The sequence below is a fragment of the Acaricomes phytoseiuli DSM 14247 genome, from assembly GCF_000376245.1.
Classification (GTDB): Bacteria; Actinomycetota; Actinomycetes; order Actinomycetales; family Micrococcaceae; genus Renibacterium; species Renibacterium phytoseiuli.
Window position 1 is genome coordinate 58,991 of the sequence record NZ_AQXM01000055.1, and the last position, 18,441, is coordinate 77,431.

An 18,441-nucleotide genomic window follows, 5' to 3' on the forward strand; every position below is an offset into this window, starting at 1 on the left:
GAACTAACCTAAATCACCGGAAACGTTAGCGCGTTCGAACTCAGGCCAGCGCCGCGCGCAGGTTCTCAATATTGCCACGCATCCAGCTCACATAGTCTTCGCCCTCGGGAAGCGTCTCAGTGAAGTTGACCACCGGGACCCCGGCGTTTTGAGCCGCTTCCCGGAGTTGCTGGGTCTGATCCGTTTCAGTTTGCTGGTTGTACGCGAGCAATCGGACCTGGCGATCAGTAATGAGCGCGGTGGCGTCCCGGAGCACCAGGGCCGGCACATCCGACTCCGATTCCACCGCACGGCTGAACTCCACGGGCGTGCGGTCCACCAGCCCGGCCTGCTCCAGCAAATACTGCGGAACGGGCTCTGTCATCGCAATCGGCTCGCCCTCAGCATTGCCTTTAATAGCCGCAACCTCTGTTTCGAGACCTTGCAGCTCATCTTTCAAGGTCTGCGCCCGCTGCGCGAACCCCTCGGCCGCTTTGGGCTGCTTGCTGGAGAATTCAGTGGCGAGCGCGTCGGTCAGTTTGATCATCGTCGGGATCGAATACCAGAGGTGCTCATTGAACTCGCCGTGGTCATGCGATCCGTGCTCATCAGCGCCGTGGTCATGGTCATGCGACTCTTCTTCAGCTGGCTCCTCGGAGGCCGATCGCAACCCGGAGATTTCGACAACATCGATCATGGACTGATCGGCCTCCCCCTCGGCGAGACGAGTCAGGAAATCGTCGTAGCCCCCGCCGTTGCGGATGATCACCTCCGCCCGGCTGACCATGAGCCGGTCCTGAGCCGAGGCTTCATAGGAGTGCGGATCCTGCACGGTATTAGTGATCAGGGAGTTCACGGAAACCCGGTCTCCGCCCACTGCCTCAGCGAGACTGCCGTAGACATTAGTAGATGAGACGACCTGGATCATCTCCGCGGCATCGCTGCTCGCGCTCTGCTCTCCCTGGCCCTGATTGAGGGTGCCGCAGCCGGTGACCGCCAGACCGGTGACCGCCACGGCGGATAGTAGCTTCAAACCGCTCTTAACCTGCAAATGCGCGAAGCGCATAGGTTACCTCAGTTCTAATTTTGAGTTCCGTCCAGTTTCATCCGATGAGCTGTTGCGCATAGATGTGCTCCCGGCTTCAGAGAACTAGCTCTGAAGCGCAAGGAAAGGCACTATTGACCAGCATAGAGTAATTGAGAACGATTCTCAATTACTCTATGCTGGTCAGCCCCTTCGGAACTCCGGGCTCAGGCCCGCTCGCGCTCTCGGATCTCGCCGACCAGTTCCTCGATCACATCCTCGAGGAACAGAACGCCCACCACCCGGTTCTCAGCAGTGACCACCCGGGCCAAGTGCGAACCGCTGGCCTGCATCGTACGCAGTGCGTCCTCAAGCTCTTCGCTCTCGCCGATATTGATCAGATTCCGCGCCCGAGCCTCTCCCAGCGGCTTCTGATAGTCGGCCTCCGGAATATTCAGCACATCCTTGATGTGCACATACCCCGTGAGGTTCCCCTGATCGTCGCCGAGCACGAAACGGGAGAAGCCGGTGCGCCGCACGCTGGACTCAACGTCCTCTGCGGTAGCGTCCGTGGCGAGCGTGTGCAACGACTCCACGGGAACCATCGTCTGCCCTGCAGTATGCGCGGAGAACTCCAGCGCGCCACTGAGCAGGCCGGTCTCATCATCGACCAAACCATCCCGAGTCGATGCCGCGACAATGCCCTGGACTTCTTCGAGCGTGAAGCTCGAAGCCACCTCGTCCTTGGGCTCGATTCGGAACCAGCGCAGAATATGATTGGCCATCCAGTTCAGCGAGACGATGACCGGCCGGATGACGCGAGCCACCCATACCAGTGGCGGAGCCAGGATCAGCGCCGCTTTATCCGCGACAGAAACGGCGATGTTCTTAGGCACCATTTCGCCGAAGGTCACATGCAGGAAGGTCACCAGAAGCAGCACCGCGAGGAAGACCGCAGGCGAGGCTATCGCATACGGCACACCCAGGCTCAGGATCGGCTCCATCACCAGGTTCTTGATCGCGGGCTCAGCCACATTGAGGATCAGCAGCGATGCCACCGTGATCCCGAGCTGCGCGCAAGCCAGCATGAGAGAAACATGCTCCATCGCGTACAGAGTGGTCCGGGCGCGCTTGGAACCGGCTTCAGCCAGGGGCTCGATCTGGCTGCGCCGAGCACTCATAATGGCGAATTCCGCACCCACGAAGAACGCGTTGGCCATGAGCAAGAGGACTAGCCAGAGAATGCCCACCCACTCGTTCACTGGGCCCCTCCCTTCACTGCGGAGGCGGTTCCGGGAGCGTTCAGGGCCGCCGCATCAGACTCAGCTGACGCCTCCGGCTCCGGTGTGAACCGGAGACGGTCAACCCGGCGGCCATCCATGCGCTCGACCTCAAGCAAGCCGCCTTCGACCTCAAGCCGATCGCCGACCTGCGGAATGCGTCCCAGCCGATCCATCACGAACCCGCCCACGGTCTCATAGTTAGCGGTATCCGGCACCACGAGCCTAGGAATCTGATCGCTGATCTCATCGGGGCGCATCAGGCCAGGAAAGTGCCAGTGCCCGGAAGCGCTCTGCAGAACACCCGGCGCAGTGCGATCGTGCTCATCGGCGACCTCTCCGACGATCTCTTCCACCAGATCCTCCAAGGTCGCCACCCCGGCAGTGCCGCCATATTCATCGAGTACCACGGCCAGCTGGAGATTACCCGCCCGCAACTCATTGATCAGGGAGTTCAAGTGAATCGTCTCCGGCACTCGGAGCACTTCTTCCTTAATGGTTCCGGCCTGCAGACCGGCCCGGCGATCCGCGGGAACCGCGATCGCCCGCTTGACGTGCACCACGCCGACGATGTCATCGACCGATCTGTCATAGAGCAGGAAGCGCGAGAACCCGGTACGACGAGCGGCTTCGATAACATCCGTGAGCGGCGCATCGACGGAGAGCATCTCGACCCGGATCCGCGGCGTCATCACATCGGCCGCCGTGCGCTCGGAGAAACTGAGTGAACGAGCCAGGAAATTCGCGGTGCCGGCGTCCAGAGTACCCAGCTCCGCTGAGCGGCGCACGAGAGATGCCAGTTCGGCAGGACTCCTGGCTCCGGAGATCTCTTCTTTGGCCTCGATACCGAAAAGCGCCAGCACCCGGTTGGAGAAGCCGTTGAGCATCATGATGAAGTGACGCAGCACCCCGGTGAAGATCAACTGCGGCCGGGCCAGAGCCTTAGCAACGGCGAAAGGAACCGCGATGGCCGCATTCTTAGGTACGAGCTCGCCCATCAGCATGGACAGAAGCGTTGCCACAGTCATCGCGAGGATCAGCGAGACCACCCCGATAACGGGTTCAGCCAGACCGAGAGAACCCAGCGGGCCGGCTAGCAGAGCACCCAACGAAGGCTCGACCACGAAGCCGGTGAGCAGCGTGGTCAGGGTGATCCCGAGCTGACAGCTGGAAAGCTGGGTGGAGAGCGTTTTCAGGCATCGCAACACTGGTTCAGCAGCGCGGTCGCCTTGGTCAACAGCCCGCTCCACCATCGCCTGGTCAAGTGCGACGAGGGAGAATTCCACGGCGACGAAGAACCCGGTGCCGAGAATCAGGAAGCAGCCGACAATCAGAAGCAGCCATTCCATCGTTATCAGTCACCTCCGAAGAGGGGTAGCGCGCAATGCGCCGCAGCTGGTGGAGGCTGATCATCAGAGCCGGATAGCGGCTCCGAGGAATGGCTCGTCGTTGAATCGGGTGAATCGAACGTCTGGGGATTGCCGGTCTGCGCCGAACCGTCAAGGTTCGCCTGCCGGCTCCTAGAGTCATGGTCCATAATCTTCACAGTGTAGCGGATTCCCTGCGGAGCTGCGGATCGCTCAACCCACCGGCGCTCACCAACTCTGCGAGAGCGGGCGGCCTTCCTGATAACCGGCATCGGACTGGATGCCCACCAGCGCGCGCTCGGCGAATTCAGCCAGATTGGTTGCACCAGCATAGGTCATGGAGCTCCGCAGCCCGGCGGTGATCATATCCAGCAGATCCTCCAACCCCGGGCGGCCAGGGTCTAGGTACATCTTCGATGAGGAGATCCCCTCTTCGAAGAGGCCTTTGCGAGCCCTGTCGAAAGTCCCCTCGCCCTGAGTGCGGTTCTGCACCGCTCTGGCGCTGGCCATGCCGAAACTCTCTTTGTACCGACGGCCTTCAGCGTCCGTTAGCATATCCCCCGGGCTCTCATAGGTGCCGGCGAACCAGGAGCCGATCATGACCTGGCTAGCACCTGCGGCAAGGGCCAGGGCGACATCCCGGGGGTAGCGGACCCCGCCATCGGCCCAAACAGTTCCGCCCATGCTGCGCGCCATGGCCGCGCATTCGAGCACCGCGGAGAACTGCGGGCGGCCGACCGCGGTCATCATCCTGGTGGTGCACATCGCGCCGGGGCCTACACCTACTTTGACGATATCCGCGCCGGCCTCGATCAGATCCCGCACCCCGTCCGCGCTAACGACATTCCCCGCCACCACCGGCACCTGCGGGTCGAGCCCGCGCACCGCGGCAAGAGCCTCGAACATCTTCTTCTGATGTCCGTGCGCAGTATCCACGACAAGGCAATCGACCCCGGCGTCCAGGAGTTCGGCTGCCTTGCCGCGCACATCGCCGTTGATCCCCACGGCAGCAGCCACCTTGAGCCTGCCGCTGGAGTCCAGGGCCGGCTGATAGATCGTGGACCGGAGCGCCCCGGTGCGGGTCAGCACACCGAGCAGCTTGCCATCGCGCAGCACCGGAGCGAGCTCGGAGGCTGTGGCATCGAGCGTATCGAAGGCTTCCCGCAGAGCGGCGCTGCGCTCCCCGTTGGAGGCGGGGGCCCCGGAGCTCTGCTCAAAAGCTCGGGCGTCGAGCTCGATGCCGCCAGGTTTCATCACAGAGGCCAGGGAGGTGAAGCGGTCCACGCCCGTGCAGTCGGCAGCGCTGACGACGCCCAGGCATCGGCCTTCCCCGTTCACGACCACCACGGCACCGTGTGCGCGCTTGTCCATCAGATGCAAGGCGTCGATCACCGTGTTATCCGGCCCGAGCACCACGGGGGTCTCGAAGAGCGGGTCACGCCCTTTCACCCAGTCGATCACTTCACGGATCACAGGGAGCGGGATGTCCTGGGGAAGCACCCCCAGCCCTCCCCTGCGGGCGAGCGTCTCCACCATCCGCTTACCGGTGACCGCGGTCATATTGGCGGCGACGAGAGGAATCGTGGTGCCCGTTCCGTCGTCACTGGAAAGATCGGCATCCAGCCGGGAAGTCATCTCGGAACGGGAAGGAACCAGGAACACATCGGCATAGGTCAGATCGGTCGCGCCGCGCGCTTGGCCTTTCGGCTGTTCCTGGGGCTGAGTCTGTGCAGAATCTTCTGTCGCAGAGGGGGTTTCTGTGGTTTGCCCGGTTCGCTCACCATGACGAGCTGATTCGATGAAACGCATATCAATCAGTCTAGAGCCAGCGGAGGGCCCCTTCCCGACACTCCGGGATTGTGCGCTGCGCCACAGATATGCGGTGAATATACGCTGTATGTACGCCATCGGCTCATAAAGTTGCCCGGATGCGCTCTTGCATCAGTAGACTGAGCATCGGACAGCGAGTGTCTTTAACTCATGGAAGAGGCGAATTTCAGGTGCCAGGTGAATCCATCAATCGTCTGACCGAGGAGTTCGGAGGAAACGAATGGCTCGTCGACGAACTCTACGAGCAGTACCGGCAGAACAAGAACTCGGTAGATGAGAAGTGGTGGCCGCTTTTCGCCTCCCTGGACTCCGGAGAATCCGGAGATGCTCAAACCGGCAGCTCCTCGAAACCCAAGCATGCCGCTGAACCGATCACCCGGCAGCTGCCCGCCGTGCCTCCGGCTGAGCAGAGCTCCTTGGTGAAGGCTCCGGCATCGGAGAAAAAGCCCGAAGCCGCGAGCCAGAGCGCTGCACGCCAGGAACCTCAGAAGGATCAAGACCCCCAGAAGCGCCAAGACAAAGACCAGAAGCAGGAAAACACTCAGGCCGTGGCCCAGAAGCAGAGCCCCGAGGGCAAGTCCGTAGTACGTTCCAGCACCGGCAACACCTCACCGGTTCCCGCTCAGCCTCGACCCGCTGTCAAGGATGACTCCGCTCCGCTGGAGGACACCCTCGAGCCGTTGCGCGGCCCGGCGAAGGCCATTGCGGCCAATATGGTCACCAGCCTCGAAGTGCCCACCGCAACCAGCGTGCGCGCAGTACCCGCGAAGCTGCTAATCGATAACCGCCTGGTAATCAACTCGAACCTGGCACGAGCCCGAGGCGGGAAAGTCTCCTTCACGCACCTCATCGGCTACGCAGTGATCCGCGCACTGCGGGACTTCCCGTCCATGAACGTGATCTACGAAGAGCGGGACGGCAAACCCGTTGCGGTCCACCCCGCGCACGTCAACTTCGGCATCGCCATCGATATGCCCAAGGCCGATGGCTCCCGACTCCTCGTGGTGCCCAACATCAAGAAAGCGGAGACGCTTTCCTTCGCCGAGTTCTGGCACACCTACGAAGACCTCATCAAACGAGCCCGGAATGGCAAGCTCACCGCGGATGACTACGCCGGCACCACGGTTTCGCTGACCAATCCCGGCGGCATCGGCACCGTACACTCGGTACCACGGCTGTCCAAGGGACAAGCCTGCATCATCGGTGTGGGAGCCCTTGAATACCCTGCAGAATTCCAGGGCGCTAACGAGAAGATCCTCGCCAAGAACGCGATCAGCAAGATCCTGACCCTGACCTCCACCTACGATCACCGGGTGATCCAGGGTGCCGGCAGCGGTGAATTCCTCAAGCGCGTGCAGCAACTGCTACTGGGCGCGGACAATTTCTACGATGAGATCTTCGAGGACCTCCGGATCCCTTACGAGCCCGTGCGCTGGAGCCCGGATATCCAGGTCGATCCGATGGACCAGGTCAACAAGGTCGCCCGGATCCAGCAGCTGATCCACGCCTACCGGGTGCGCGGCCACTTGATGGCGGACACCGATCCGCTCGAATACGTGCAGCGCAAGCACCCCGACCTCGATGTGCTCAACCATGGGCTGACGCTCTGGGACCTCGACCGGGAGTGGCCTACCGGCGGCTTCGGCGGCAAGCAGAGCCTGAAGTTTCGAGACATCCTCGGCGTGCTGCGCGATGCCTACTGCCGTACCACCGGCATCGAGTACATGCACCTGCAGGATCCGGAGCAGCGCACCTGGTTCCAGGATGAACTGGAGCATCCGTACTCCAAGCCGAGCCGCGAAGAACAGCTGCGGATCGTCAACCGGCTCAACGCCGCAGAAGCCTTCGAGACCTTCCTGCAGACCAAATTCGTCGGACAGAAGCGGTTCTCCCTGGAAGGCGGCGAATCGCTCATCCCGTTGCTCGACTCGATCCTCTCCGACGCCGCCGATGATGGCATGGATGAAGTAGCCATCGGCATGGCGCACCGCGGGCGCCTCAATGTGCTGACCAATATTGCGGGGAAGACCTATGCTCAGGTCTTCCGGGAGTTCGAGGGCACCCAGGATCCGCGGAGCGTCCAGGGCTCGGGAGACGTGAAGTACCACCTGGGCACCGAAGGCTCCTTCACCTCGGAGGCCGGTAACACCACTAAGGTTTACCTGGCCGCCAACCCCTCGCACCTCGAAGCGGTGGACGCGGTTCTGGAAGGCGTCGTGCGCGCCAAAGAGGATCGCCTGGACCAGGGCGAGAGCTTCCCCGTGCTGCCCGTGATGGTGCACGGCGATGCAGCGTTCGCCGGGCAGGGCGTCGTGGCCGAGACCCTGAACCTTTCCCAGCTGCGCGGTTACCGCACGGGCGGAACCATCCACGTCGTGGTGAACAATCAGGTGGGCTTCACCACCGCCCCGTCGGCATCGCGTTCCTCCGTTTACGCGACCGACGTCGCCAAGATGATCCAGGCTCCGGTTTTCCACGTGAACGGGAACGACCCCGAAGCCGTGGTCCGGGTGGCGCAGCTCGCCTACCAGTTCCGGCAACGGTTCCACAAAGACGTCGTGATCGACCTCATCTGCTACCGACGCCGGGGGCATAACGAAGGCGATGATCCTTCGATGACGCAACCGCTCATGTACAACCTCATCGACGGTATGCGTTCTGTGCGCCGGCTCTACACCGAGGCGCTTATCGGGCGCGGCGATATCACCAAGGAAGAGGCCGAGCAGCTGCTCCGGGATTACCAGGAGCGGCTGGAGCGGGTTTTCGCAGAGACTCACGCCGCCCAGACCTCACCGATTCCGGTGATCACCTCGGACGCCCAGGCGATTTCGGACCTCGAGCGCCCTATCGCCCAGCAGTCCGAGGGCGGGGAGAACACCCCCGCACGGACCGCGATCTCCGCGAAGACGCTCGCGGCGATCGGCGCGGCGCACACCAACATCCCGGAGGGGTTCACGGTGCACCCCAAGCTCAAAGCCCTGCTGGAGAAGCGGGAGCAGATGTCCCGCGACGGCGGAATCGACTGGGGCTTCGGCGAGATCGCAGCCTTCGGCTCGCTGCTCATGGAAGGGGTACCGGTGCGCGTCGCCGGCCAGGATTCCCGCCGTGGCACTTTCGTACAGCGGCACGCAGTCTTCCACGACCACCAGGACGGCGCGGAGTGGACTCCGCTCGCCAACCTCTCCGAGGAGCAGGGCAAACTGTGGATCTACGACTCGCTGCTAAGCGAATACGCCGCGATGGCTTTCGAATACGGCTATTCCGTCGAGCGCCCCGATGCCCTGGTGGTCTGGGAGGCTCAGTTCGGCGACTTCGCCAACGGCGCGCAGACCGTGGTCGACGAATTCATCTCCTCAGCAGAGCAGAAATGGGGCCAGCGCTCTTCACTGACCCTGCTCTTACCGCACGGCTACGAGGGCCAAGGGCCGGATCATTCCTCCGGCCGCATCGAGCGCTACCTCCAGCTCTGCGCTGAGAACAACATGGTGGTCGCTCAGCCGTCCACGCCTGCTTCGCATTTCCACTTGCTGCGCCGGCAGGCCTATGCCCGGCCGCGCAAGCCGCTGATCGTGTTCACGCCCAAGCAGCTGCTGCGGCTCAAGGCGGCAGCTTCCTCTGTGGAGGAGTTCACCGAGGGCGGCTTCCGGCCGGTGATCGGCGATCACAAGCTCACCGCGACGGACCGGGTCACCCGGGTCGTGCTGGTCTCCGGCAGGATGTACTACGACCTGCTCTCCCAGCGGGAGAAGACCGGGGATGACACCGTTGCGCTGGTCCGGGTGGAGCAGCTGTACCCGCTGCCTGCCGAGCAGATCCGCGAGGAAATCGCCAAGTATCCCCATGCTCAGGAAGTCATCTGGGCGCAGGACGAACCCGCCAACCAGGGTCCGTGGCCTTTTATAGGGCTGCACCTGCCCCAGGAGCTCGGCCAGTCCGTACGTCTGGTCTCCCGGCCGGCCTCCGCCGCGACGGCCACCGGATCAGCCAAGCGCCATGCTGCGGAGCAGGAAGTCCTCGTCGCTGAGGTCTTCGAACGCTCTGGTTCATAAGGCGTCATAGCCCGGTGCTCTGCGTGACTAGCTTCATGACCGGAGCGACGAGCAGAGCCCGGGTCGGCTAGGAATTCCGGGCCCGGCGGCGGTACGGTTCTTGACATAACCCGGCTCACTCGATGAGCTGGAATCATCGAAGCGGAAAGGCGCGGGTGTGGAGCAGAGGAAAATTCGGCTGGCTGCCGTCGGCGATGAGTTGCTGGCCGGTCATGGCGATCCCCGCGCGCTGGGCTGGTTCGGCCGTGTTCTGGCGCGGACGCCCCGAGACGGTGTTGCGCTCGAGCCCTACGTGCTGGCCCGGCCCGCCGAAGGAACCGAGAGCCTTGCGGATCGCTGGCTCGAAGAAGCAGGACGGCGTTTCGATGACTACCAGGAGAATCGCCTGGTCATCGGGCTTTCCGACCAGGACGCGGAGTTGGGGCTCTCGACCGCACGGAGCCGTCTCAATCTCGCCAATATCCTCGACGGTGCCTCGCAACTCAGTGTCCCCGTACTGGTGGTGGGCCCTCCTGCAGGATTGGACCCGGAGCGGAACCAGCGGCTGAGCGAGCTGAACACCGCCTTCGCGGATGTCACTACGCGCCGCCGCCACGTGTACGTCGACACTTTCTCTCCGCTGCTCAACCATGAGCAATGGCGCAATGACCTCGCCACCAACGACGGAAAGCCGGGGCAAGCGGGGTATGGGCTGATCGCCTGGCTCGTCTTGCATCGGGGCTGGTTCGGCTGGCTCGGCGTGCCCGAAGCGCGCTGAGCAGCGGGTCGCTCCAATGCTCGCATGTTCGGCAGAAACAACTGCCGCCGGTTAGACGCTGCCGAGGCCGGTATGAAAGACTGGCATGCAGAGTTTCGGCCCCGTGACTACTGATGACGCACGGTGGCACTGACACCGTACAACTGATGAGGGGAGGGCAGCGATGTCCAAGCGTGCACGCAAGCGCCGCGATCGCAAGCGCAATGGCGCGAATCACGGCAAGCGCCCCAACGCCTGAGAATTGACGAACAGGTATGGCGGAGGCCCCGGCACATGTGCCGGGGCCTCCGCCATACCTGCCTGCGGTCTCCTATGAGCTTCAGGCCTCCACGGTCTTCATCGCATGAATGCGTTCCAGAATCGAAGATTTCAGCTTCTCCGGAGCGACCTCAGCGCAGGAGCGTTTGATAACAGCCCGGATCAGGCATTCCAGATCGTACTCCCCCGCGCAATCAGGGCAGTTGTCCAGATGGGCTTTGATCTGCGCTACGTCCTCCGGCGAAAGCGCGCCATCGATATATTCGTAGATGCGCTGCACGCGTTCGTCCTGGCAATCGCCCAGGCTCTGGCAGTCACTCATGCGTTGTTCTCCTGTGCCTCCGGGGTATCGCGCGCAATAGCGGCGGCGAACCCTCGCTCAGCAGCGTAGTCAGCAAGCTGGTCGCGTAGTAGTTTGCGGCCACGATGCAGTCGGGACATCACCGTGCCGATGGGGGTGTTCATGATGCTGGAGATCTCCTTATAGGCGAAACCCTCAACATCCGCGAAGTAGACCGCGAGGCGGAACTCTTCGGGAATATCCTGCAATGCTCTTTTGACGTCCGAATCCGGCAGATGGTCCAGGGCTTCTGCTTCGGCGCTGCGCAGCCCCGATGAGGTGTGCGATTCAGCGCGAACGAGCTGCCAGTCCTCTACCTGATCCGAACCCGACTGCTGGGGTTCCCGCTGCCGCTTCCGGTACAGGTTGATATAAGTATTCGTCAGGATCCGGTACAGCCATGCCTTGAGATTGGTCCCCGGCTTGTACTGGTGAAAGGCCGAAAAAGCTTTGGTATAGGCTTCCTGCACCAGATCCTCGGCATCGGCGGGATTCCTCGCCATGCGCATCGCCGCCGAGTACAGCTGATCGACATACTGCATGGCGTCCCGCTCGAAACGGGCGCGCCGCTGTTCGAGGGTCTCTGTCTGCAGGTCGACCTCTTGCTGCTCTGTGGGCTGCTGGCTCGCTGCTGGGCTCGCCAGGGCTTCACGACCGGTGCTGCTCATCGCCTTCCAGTCTATGCTAATGCGCTGGCTGCGCCGGGAACCGGCTGATCCGGTGTTGCCGCTCAGTTTCTGCGTCGATTTCTCTGATTTCTCTGATGCTTCCCGGAAGACTCCGTTCTGCCTCAGGTTCAGGGCACTCGCCCGGCTCGAGCCGGTGTTTTCCAGAACAGCGTGATGCATCCTCATCCTTTCCGCAATGTGCTCAGGAAGACTCTCAGGCAATCATCTGCATCTTCTGATACTGGTAACTTGAGGTAGCGCGAAAATATTCCGTAAAAATGCCAGACTAGAACCCTAGAAGCACTGCCAAGCACTCCAGGAGGCCCGGATGTCGATCGTGAGAACTTTTGCCCGCCCGCTACTCGCTTCGAGCTTCATCGTGGCAGGATTCGAGCGGATCCGGCAGGCCAATGAAACTGCAGAGCATCTGGGCGGCGTGTTGCGCCCCGTAGCCAATGCGGTTCCCCAGCTCGATGAGAAGCTCTTGGCCCGGGCCATCGGCGGTGTTCAGCTAGGCGCCGGAACGCTACTGGCCCTAGGCAAGTTTCCCCGCATCGCCGGATTCCTGCTGGCGATGACCTCGACCTTGAATACTGCCGCTGAATTCAGTGCCGCTGATACCAGCACTGCGGAAGGGCGCCGCTGGCAGCGGGCCCAACTGCTCAAGAACGTCTCGCTCACCGGAGGAGCGCTCCTCGCCTCGGTGGATACCGACGGAAAGCCGGGCCTGGCCTGGCGAGCAGAGCACCTCGCCGACGCCGGTCGCAAAAAGGGCCGGCGGCAGCTGGCCCAGGCGAGCAAAGCGGCCGATAAAGCCAATAAGAAAGTTCGCAAGAACGCCAAGAAAGCGATGAACACCGTCTCAGATGCGGTCCAGTCCTAACCGCGCCTGAGCAAGTTCATCGCGCATCGCACCCCCTGTGAAGAACGCCTCGAATACCTCGACACCGCATAGCGGAGCCACCCAGGGCCCTCCAGCAGAGCTCTGGGATGCTCCTGTCGCTGAACGGCCGGTGGATGCCACCGTATCCGTTCCGGGCTCCAAATCACTGACGAACCGGTACTTGGTGCTCGCCGCCATCGCCGATTCGCCCTCACTGCTTCGATCTCCGCTGCGCTCCCGCGACTCCGGCCTGATGATCACGGCATTGCGCGCGCTGGGAGCGCGGATCGAAGAACTCCCGGCGGAGGGCTCTTCCGGTTCCGGCCCGGATCTCCGCATCACTCCGATCCCAGCGGGACACCAGGCCGGTGACGTGACGATTGACTGCGGGCTCGCGGGGACTGTCATGCGCTTCGTGCCACCTTTGGCGGCCTTGGTGCCCGGCAGGATCCGCTTCGATGGTGATGAGCACGCCCGCCTGCGCCCCATGGCAGGTCTGCTCGACGGGCTGCGAGCGCTCGGAATCCAGGTGGAACCCGCTGCGGATGGCGTACAAGAGCAGGCTCTGCCATTTCTGCTCGAAGCCGAAGGCACAGTCCGCGGGGGTCGGATCACCATCGACGCCTCCGCGTCTTCACAATTCGTCTCGGCTTTGCTGCTGGCGGCACCCAGATTCGAACGCGGCATACATCTGGAGCACCGGGGCGCCGGCTTGCCGAGCCCGGAACACATCGCGATGACCGTCAAGGTGCTCCGGGACGCCGGCGCAGAGGTCGACGACTCCACCCCCGGGCACTGGATCGTGCAACCAGCAAAGCTGCCGGGTTTCGATATCCGCAGTGAGCCGGATCTTTCGAATGCGGGCCCCTTCCTCGCCGCCGCGCTGGTCTCCGGAGGCCGGGTCCGGATCACCGATTGGCCGGAGACCACTACTCAGATCGGTGACTCCTGGCAGAAGATCCTGACCGACTTCGGAGCCGAGGTCAGCCTGGTTGCGGGGGTCCTCGAGGTCCGGGGCGGCAACCGGATCCGCGGTGTCGATCTCGCTGATACCTCCGAACTAGCGCCTACTGTCGCGGCGCTCTGCGCCCTGGCTGATTCGCCCAGCCGGCTACGCGGCATCGGGCATCTGCGCGGCCATGAGACCGATCGGCTGGCCGCGCTGGTCACTGAGATCAACCGCCTGGGCGGCGATGCCGAGGAAACCCCCGACGGCCTGATCATCCGCCCGCGGCGGCTGCACGGCGGGGTCTTCCGCAGCTATGCCGACCATCGGATGGCCACCGCGGGGGCTATCATCGGCTTAGCCGTCCCCGGCGTGCAGGTGGAGAACATCGCGACGACAGCCAAGACCATGCCGGATTTCCCGTGCCTGTGGCAGCAGATGCTGGGTAGCGAATGACGCGGGCCGGAGCGGCGCGGGACTGGGATGAATCCGATGTCCGGGTGCGGCCCAATAAGAAGGGCAGCCGGCCGCGCACCAAGAATCGACCGGCGCATAGCGATGCGACCATCGGAAGAGTCGTCGCGGTGGATCGGGGCCGCTATACCGCGATAGTGGATGAAGGCACGGCCCAGGAACGGTTGCTGATCGCCGCTCGGGCCCGGGAATTGCGTCGGATCTCCGTGGTCGTTGGGGATTTCGTGGCGCTCGTGGGTGATCTCAGCGGCGATCCGGACACCCTCGCCCGGCTGGTCCGCATCGAACCGCGCAGCAGTGTGCTGCGCCGCTCGGCCGATGACACGGATCCCGTGGAGCGGACCGTCGTGGCCAATGCTGATGTCCTGGTGATCGTGGTTGCCGCCGCCGAACCCGAGCCGCGCACCGGGTTCATCGACCGGGCGCTGATCGCCGCTTACGATGCCGGCCTGCGGCCACTGCTCCTGGTCACTAAAACAGATCTGCGGCAGCCCGCGGAGTTGCTAGAGCATTATTCCTACCTCGACCTGGACGTCGTGCTGAGCGCGCGCAATCCAAGCGCCGACATCGCTGACCTTCAGCATGCGGGAGATCGCTCCCAGACACTGGCTCTTGGCCGCGCAGCAGTGGTGCAACTGCACGAAGCGCTCGACGGGCGCGTAGCCGTGCTCCTCGGCCACTCCGGGGTGGGAAAATCGACGATGGTCAATGCCCTGACCGGTGCCGATCGGGCCACGGGAAACGTCAATGCGGTGACCGGTAGGGGCCGCCACACCTCGTCCTCAGCAGTAGCGCTGCAGCTCGAGGACGCGAGGCCGGGGAGCTGGATCATCGACACCCCGGGGATTCGCTCTTTCGGCCTGGCTCATGTGGACCCGCTTCGGATGCTGCAGGCCTTCCCCGAGCTGGAGCCGGGTATCGAAACCTGCCCGCGCGGCTGCCAGCACCTCGCCGGAGCTCCGGAATGCGGCCTGGACCTATGGGTGGATGCAGGCAAAGCGGGCCCCGGCGGGCCGGAGCGGCTCGCCTCCTTCCGCCGCCTGCTGGCCGCAGTGCGCGCGGTTCAGGAGCAGATCGGGCAGTGAGCCGCTACCGTGCAGTGCAGCGGCCTCCCCGTATCCGGGCGGTAATCGCGATAGCGTATGGGCATGGTACATGCACCGCAGGGCTACAATGACGATCTCCGACTAGCCCATGTGCTGGCTGACGCCGTCGATTCCCAGACCATGAGCCGGTTCAAGGCCCTGGACTTACACGTGGAGACGAAGCCGGATATGACCCCGGTGACGGATGCCGACCGCAGTGCGGAGGAAGCCATCCGCTCTCAGCTCTCGCGCTCCCGCCCGCGGGATGCCGTGCTGGGTGAAGAGTTCGGCAGCAGCGGCCATGGCACACGGCGCTGGATCATCGATCCTATCGACGGCACGAAGAACTTCATCCGGGGCGTCCCCGTCTGGGCCACCCTGATCTGCCTCGTCGATGAAGGCGTACCGGTGCTCGGAGTGGTCAGCGCCCCGGCCCTCGGCAAGCGCTGGTGGGCGGCGCAGGGCACCGGGGCCTATACCGGTAAGTCGCTGGCCAGTGCACAGCGGATCCGCGTCTCCAATGTCTCCCGAATCAACGATGCCTCGCTCTCCTACTCATCGCTCAGCGGCTGGCGCGAGCATGGCAGTCTAGATGATTTTCTCCGACTCATGGACGCGACCTGGCGCACCCGGGCCTACGGTGATTTCTGGTCCTATTGCCTCGTGGCTGAGGGCGCGGTGGATCTAGCCTGCGAGCCGGAGTTGAATCTCTACGATATGGCGGCCCTGGTACCAATCGTCACCGAAGCCGGTGGCCGGTTCACCTCCTTGGAAGGCGCTGACGGGCCTTTCGGCGGTAACGCCCTGGCCAGTAACAGCATTCTGCATTCCGAGGCCCTGCATTTGCTGAACCCGAAGCTGGATCCCCTGCTGGATCCTTTGCGATAGACACGTTTCCGGTAGAACTCGGTGCCCGCTCAGGCGCGGAACGACATCGAACGTCATAGAAGGAAACTGGCTGTCAGCGTGCTCTAAGCTGATGAGCAGGTCACGAGTGCCAGCGCGAAACCCCGGTTTGCTGGCCGGCAACCCTCCCACCGCGGCGGGGTGCCCCGGGTGACGACTTGGCCGGGCCGGTGTGGTTCGGCAAACGCGGACTCCGGCCCCCGGAGTTCCTCTCAACCGGAGGAACCATGAGTACCTTAGCGCACACCCCTTCCTTAGCCGGCTTGTCTGGGCATGACCAGCTGCTGCCCTTGCTGCCCGTCGCCGGCGAAGATCTGACCGTGCCGCTCGTGCAGAGCGGCCGGGTGCGTTACGTCAATCTCGACTACGCGGCCTCGGCACCGGCCCTGCTCTCTGTTCTGGAGCGGTTGCAAACCATTGTCCCCTACTATGCGAGTGTGCACCGCGGTGCCGGGTACACCTCGCAGATCAGTACCTCGGTGTATGAAAGCGCACGGAATATCGTGCGCACCCAGTTGGGCGGCAGGCCGGATGACGCCGTGGTCTTCACCCGCCATACGACAGATGCCCTGAACCTGCTGGCGAGGTGCTTCCCGGAGGCCACGGCTGATCGGCCCGGAGATGTGCTGTACCTTGATCTGGAGCACCATGCGAACCTGCTGCCCTGGCAGGCGTTGCCGCATCGCAGCGTGCTGGCAGCGCCTAGCGTCGCCGCCACACTGGAGCTTGTGGAACGCGAACTCAGGGCCGGTCAGGTGACGCTCCTCGCTGTGACCGCGGCCTCGAACGTCACCGGAGAGCTGCTGCCCGTCGCCGAGTTGGCCCGGCTGGCGCACGCTCACGGTGCTCGTATCGTGGTGGACGCCGCTCAGCTGATCCCGCATCGCGTCGTGAATATAGCGGACTGGGATGTGGACTATCTCGCGTTCTCAGGGCATAAGATCTACGCCCCCTTCGGTGCCGGGGTTCTGATCGGAAGGCCGGATTGGCTCGATCAAGGGCCGCCACACCTGGCCGGCGGCGGTGCGGTGAACGAAGTGCGGCCTGATTCCGTGCGCTGGGCCAGCAGCCCGGCACGGCACGAAGGCGGAAGCCCCAATGTGCTCGGCGCCGCCGCTCTGGCGGCAGCTCTCGAGGCTTTGGCCGGGCTGGACCAAGACGTCCGGCAGTATCATGACACGGCTCTCCGCGAGCAGCTGGTCGCCGGGCTCTCCGCTATCGACGGCGTCCGCGTGCACCACTTCTTCTCCGAAACAGATCCTACGGACGCCGTGGGGATCGTGAACTTCTCGATCGCCGGCTACGATGCCGGGCTCGCTGCGGCGTACTTATCCGCCGAACACGGAATCGGAGTGCGCGATGGCAGGTTCTGTGCGCACCCGCTGCTCCGTAGGCTCGGGCTGCCCTCGGGCTCGCTCAGGGCGAGCCTGGGCCTAGGCTCCCGCGGTGAAGACATCGAGCGTCTGGTCCGCGGGGTGCGTGAGCTGCTGGGCCCAGGGCCCCAATGGGACTACGTGATCGACGCCGATCGGTGGGTTCCGGTGCATGACCCACGGTCATTCCCCGCCTGGGCGCCGAATCTACCGGGAACCGCCGGAGCGGCCCCCTGCAACACGCTCTGACTTATGAGCGCGTTGGGTTTACTGCTTCATATTTCGAGATTCGCTATGCTGATCTGCTGGTGCAACAAGCCGGGAAGCAGAAGGCAGGGAGAGCTAGAAAATGTGTTCAGCGGGCCCGAAATTCCAGCCGGAACGGCGCAGGGAGCTCGCTGCTGCCTTCCAAGATGGAGCCGAGCGCTATGAACGGATCCGGCCCGGGTACCCCAAGGAGCTCACAGACTGGTTGATCCCAAGGGCAGCCAAGCGGGTACTGGAGCTGGGTGCCGGGACCGGGAAATTCACGACGCATCTGGTCGAACGGGGCTTAGATGTCACCGTGACGGACCTTTCCGCGCAGATGCTCGCTGAACTGCAGCGGCAGCTGCCTTCCGTCACCTGTTATCCGGACAGCGCGGAATCCCTCCGGCTGGCCGATGCCAGTGTCGACGCCGTTTTCGCGGCCCAGGCCTGGCACTGGTTCGATGTTCCGGCCGCGAGCCGGGAGATCGCGAGGGTGCTTGCGCCAGGCGGCTCCCTGGGCCTGCTCTGGAACCAGCTGGATGTCCGGGAGCCCTGGGTGCATCGCCTCAGCCGAATCATGCATGCCGGCGATGTGCTCCGGGAGGACTTCCGGCCGCCGCTCGGCCAGGAGCTCAGACTGTGCGAAAGCCGGTCTTTCAGCTGGCTGCAGAACCTCAGCACCGCTGGTGTGATGGAACTGGCCAAGTCCCGCAGTTATTACCTCCGGGCCACGGACTCGATCCGCGCCAAAGTCCTGGCGAATCTCGATTGGTATCTGCACGAGCATCTGGGCTGGACTTCGGATAGTCGAATCGAGCTGCCCTATCTGGCTACGGCCTGGCACGCGGTGCCCCGCTAGAAGACCTTCGCAAGATCGGATCTCCGGGGAGTCTGGAGCACTTGCCTCCGAGCGGCTGGCTCACTATATTGAGGAATGTCATATTTTTAGGTGAACCTAAAAATATTTATAAGG

Annotated in this window: 15 protein-coding genes and 1 riboswitch; of the genes, 9 read left to right on the top strand and 6 right to left on the bottom strand. The window is 63.4% G+C overall.

What is annotated here, in order from left to right:
• Window positions 1-40 precede the first annotated feature (40 nt).
• The 4 genes from C501_RS0106140 to guaB1 all read right to left on the bottom strand — a co-directional run bounded on the left by C501_RS0106140 (window position 41) and on the right by guaB1 (window position 5,459).
• Window positions 41-994: a metal ABC transporter solute-binding protein, Zn/Mn family gene (locus C501_RS0106140; protein WP_245532423.1), complete on the bottom strand. Its 954-nt coding sequence runs from the start codon at window positions 992-994 to the stop codon at window positions 41-43.
• Window positions 995-1,230: 236 nt separating this feature from the next.
• Entirely contained in the window at window positions 1,231-2,265 is a 1,035-nt protein-coding gene (locus C501_RS0106145) for a hemolysin family protein (protein ID WP_018134753.1), read from the bottom strand.
• Window positions 2,262-3,632, bottom strand: a complete 1,371-nt coding sequence (locus tag C501_RS0106150) for a hemolysin family protein (protein ID WP_018134754.1) — start codon at window positions 3,630-3,632, stop codon at window positions 2,262-2,264. The genes C501_RS0106145 and C501_RS0106150 overlap by 4 nt, the downstream gene beginning before the upstream one ends.
• 246 nt (window positions 3,633-3,878) lie before the next feature.
• The gene (gene guaB1, locus C501_RS0106155; RefSeq protein WP_018134755.1) at window positions 3,879-5,459 is read right to left on the bottom strand and encodes a GMP reductase; all 1,581 of its coding nucleotides are present in this window, start codon (window positions 5,457-5,459) and stop codon (window positions 3,879-3,881) included.
• Window positions 5,460-5,650: 191 nt separating this feature from the next.
• On the opposite strand from guaB1, the gene C501_RS0106160 reads away from it, so the two are divergent.
• From C501_RS0106160 to C501_RS14940, 3 genes are all read left to right on the top strand, one after another.
• Window positions 5,651-9,529, top strand: coding sequence for a multifunctional oxoglutarate decarboxylase/oxoglutarate dehydrogenase thiamine pyrophosphate-binding subunit/dihydrolipoyllysine-residue succinyltransferase subunit (locus tag C501_RS0106160; protein ID WP_018134756.1), 3,879 nt, complete (start codon window positions 5,651-5,653; stop codon window positions 9,527-9,529).
• A 157-nt stretch (window positions 9,530-9,686) separates the two neighbouring features.
• A complete protein-coding gene (locus C501_RS0106165; RefSeq protein WP_018134757.1) occupies window positions 9,687-10,286 on the top strand; it encodes a GDSL-type esterase/lipase family protein in 600 nt (199 codons plus the stop codon).
• A 163-nt stretch (window positions 10,287-10,449) separates the two neighbouring features.
• Window positions 10,450-10,524 (top strand): 50S ribosomal protein bL37, encoded by a 75-nt coding sequence (locus C501_RS14940; protein WP_156807660.1) that lies wholly within the window; start codon window positions 10,450-10,452, stop codon window positions 10,522-10,524.
• An 81-nt stretch (window positions 10,525-10,605) separates the two neighbouring features.
• Here C501_RS14940 and rsrA read toward each other — a convergent pair whose 3' ends face one another.
• Together rsrA and C501_RS0106175 are read right to left on the bottom strand one after the other, a co-directional pair.
• Complete coding sequence (gene rsrA, locus C501_RS0106170; protein ID WP_018134758.1) at window positions 10,606-10,866, bottom strand: mycothiol system anti-sigma-R factor; 261 nt, start codon at window positions 10,864-10,866, stop codon at window positions 10,606-10,608.
• Window positions 10,863-11,732 (bottom strand): sigma-70 family RNA polymerase sigma factor, encoded by an 870-nt coding sequence (locus C501_RS0106175; protein WP_018134759.1) that lies wholly within the window; start codon window positions 11,730-11,732, stop codon window positions 10,863-10,865. The genes rsrA and C501_RS0106175 overlap by 4 nt, the downstream gene beginning before the upstream one ends.
• 148 nt (window positions 11,733-11,880) lie before the next feature.
• Between C501_RS0106175 and C501_RS0106180 the strand changes: the two genes are divergently transcribed.
• The 6 genes from C501_RS0106180 to C501_RS0106205 all read left to right on the top strand — a co-directional run bounded on the left by C501_RS0106180 (window position 11,881) and on the right by C501_RS0106205 (window position 18,327).
• Window positions 11,881-12,435, top strand: coding sequence for a DoxX family protein (locus C501_RS0106180; RefSeq protein WP_018134760.1), 555 nt, complete (start codon window positions 11,881-11,883; stop codon window positions 12,433-12,435).
• A 37-nt stretch (window positions 12,436-12,472) separates the two neighbouring features.
• Window positions 12,473-13,837, top strand: a complete 1,365-nt coding sequence (gene aroA, locus C501_RS0106185) for a 3-phosphoshikimate 1-carboxyvinyltransferase (RefSeq protein WP_018134761.1) — start codon at window positions 12,473-12,475, stop codon at window positions 13,835-13,837.
• Entirely contained in the window at window positions 13,834-14,940 is a 1,107-nt protein-coding gene (gene rsgA / locus C501_RS0106190; protein WP_018134762.1) for a ribosome small subunit-dependent GTPase A, read from the top strand. The genes aroA and rsgA overlap by 4 nt, the downstream gene beginning before the upstream one ends.
• A gap of 63 nt (window positions 14,941-15,003) precedes the next feature.
• Window positions 15,004-15,828: a histidinol-phosphatase gene (hisN, locus tag C501_RS0106195; RefSeq protein WP_018134763.1), complete on the top strand. Its 825-nt coding sequence runs from the start codon at window positions 15,004-15,006 to the stop codon at window positions 15,826-15,828.
• Between the two features lie 98 nt (window positions 15,829-15,926).
• Window positions 15,927-16,039: riboswitch (SAM riboswitch) on the top strand.
• A 34-nt stretch (window positions 16,040-16,073) separates the two neighbouring features.
• Window positions 16,074-17,468, top strand: coding sequence for an aminotransferase class V-fold PLP-dependent enzyme (locus C501_RS0106200; RefSeq protein WP_018134764.1), 1,395 nt, complete (start codon window positions 16,074-16,076; stop codon window positions 17,466-17,468).
• A 100-nt stretch (window positions 17,469-17,568) separates the two neighbouring features.
• Window positions 17,569-18,327 (top strand): class I SAM-dependent methyltransferase, encoded by a 759-nt coding sequence (locus tag C501_RS0106205; protein WP_018134765.1) that lies wholly within the window; start codon window positions 17,569-17,571, stop codon window positions 18,325-18,327.
• Window positions 18,328-18,441: the final 114 nt, after the last annotated feature.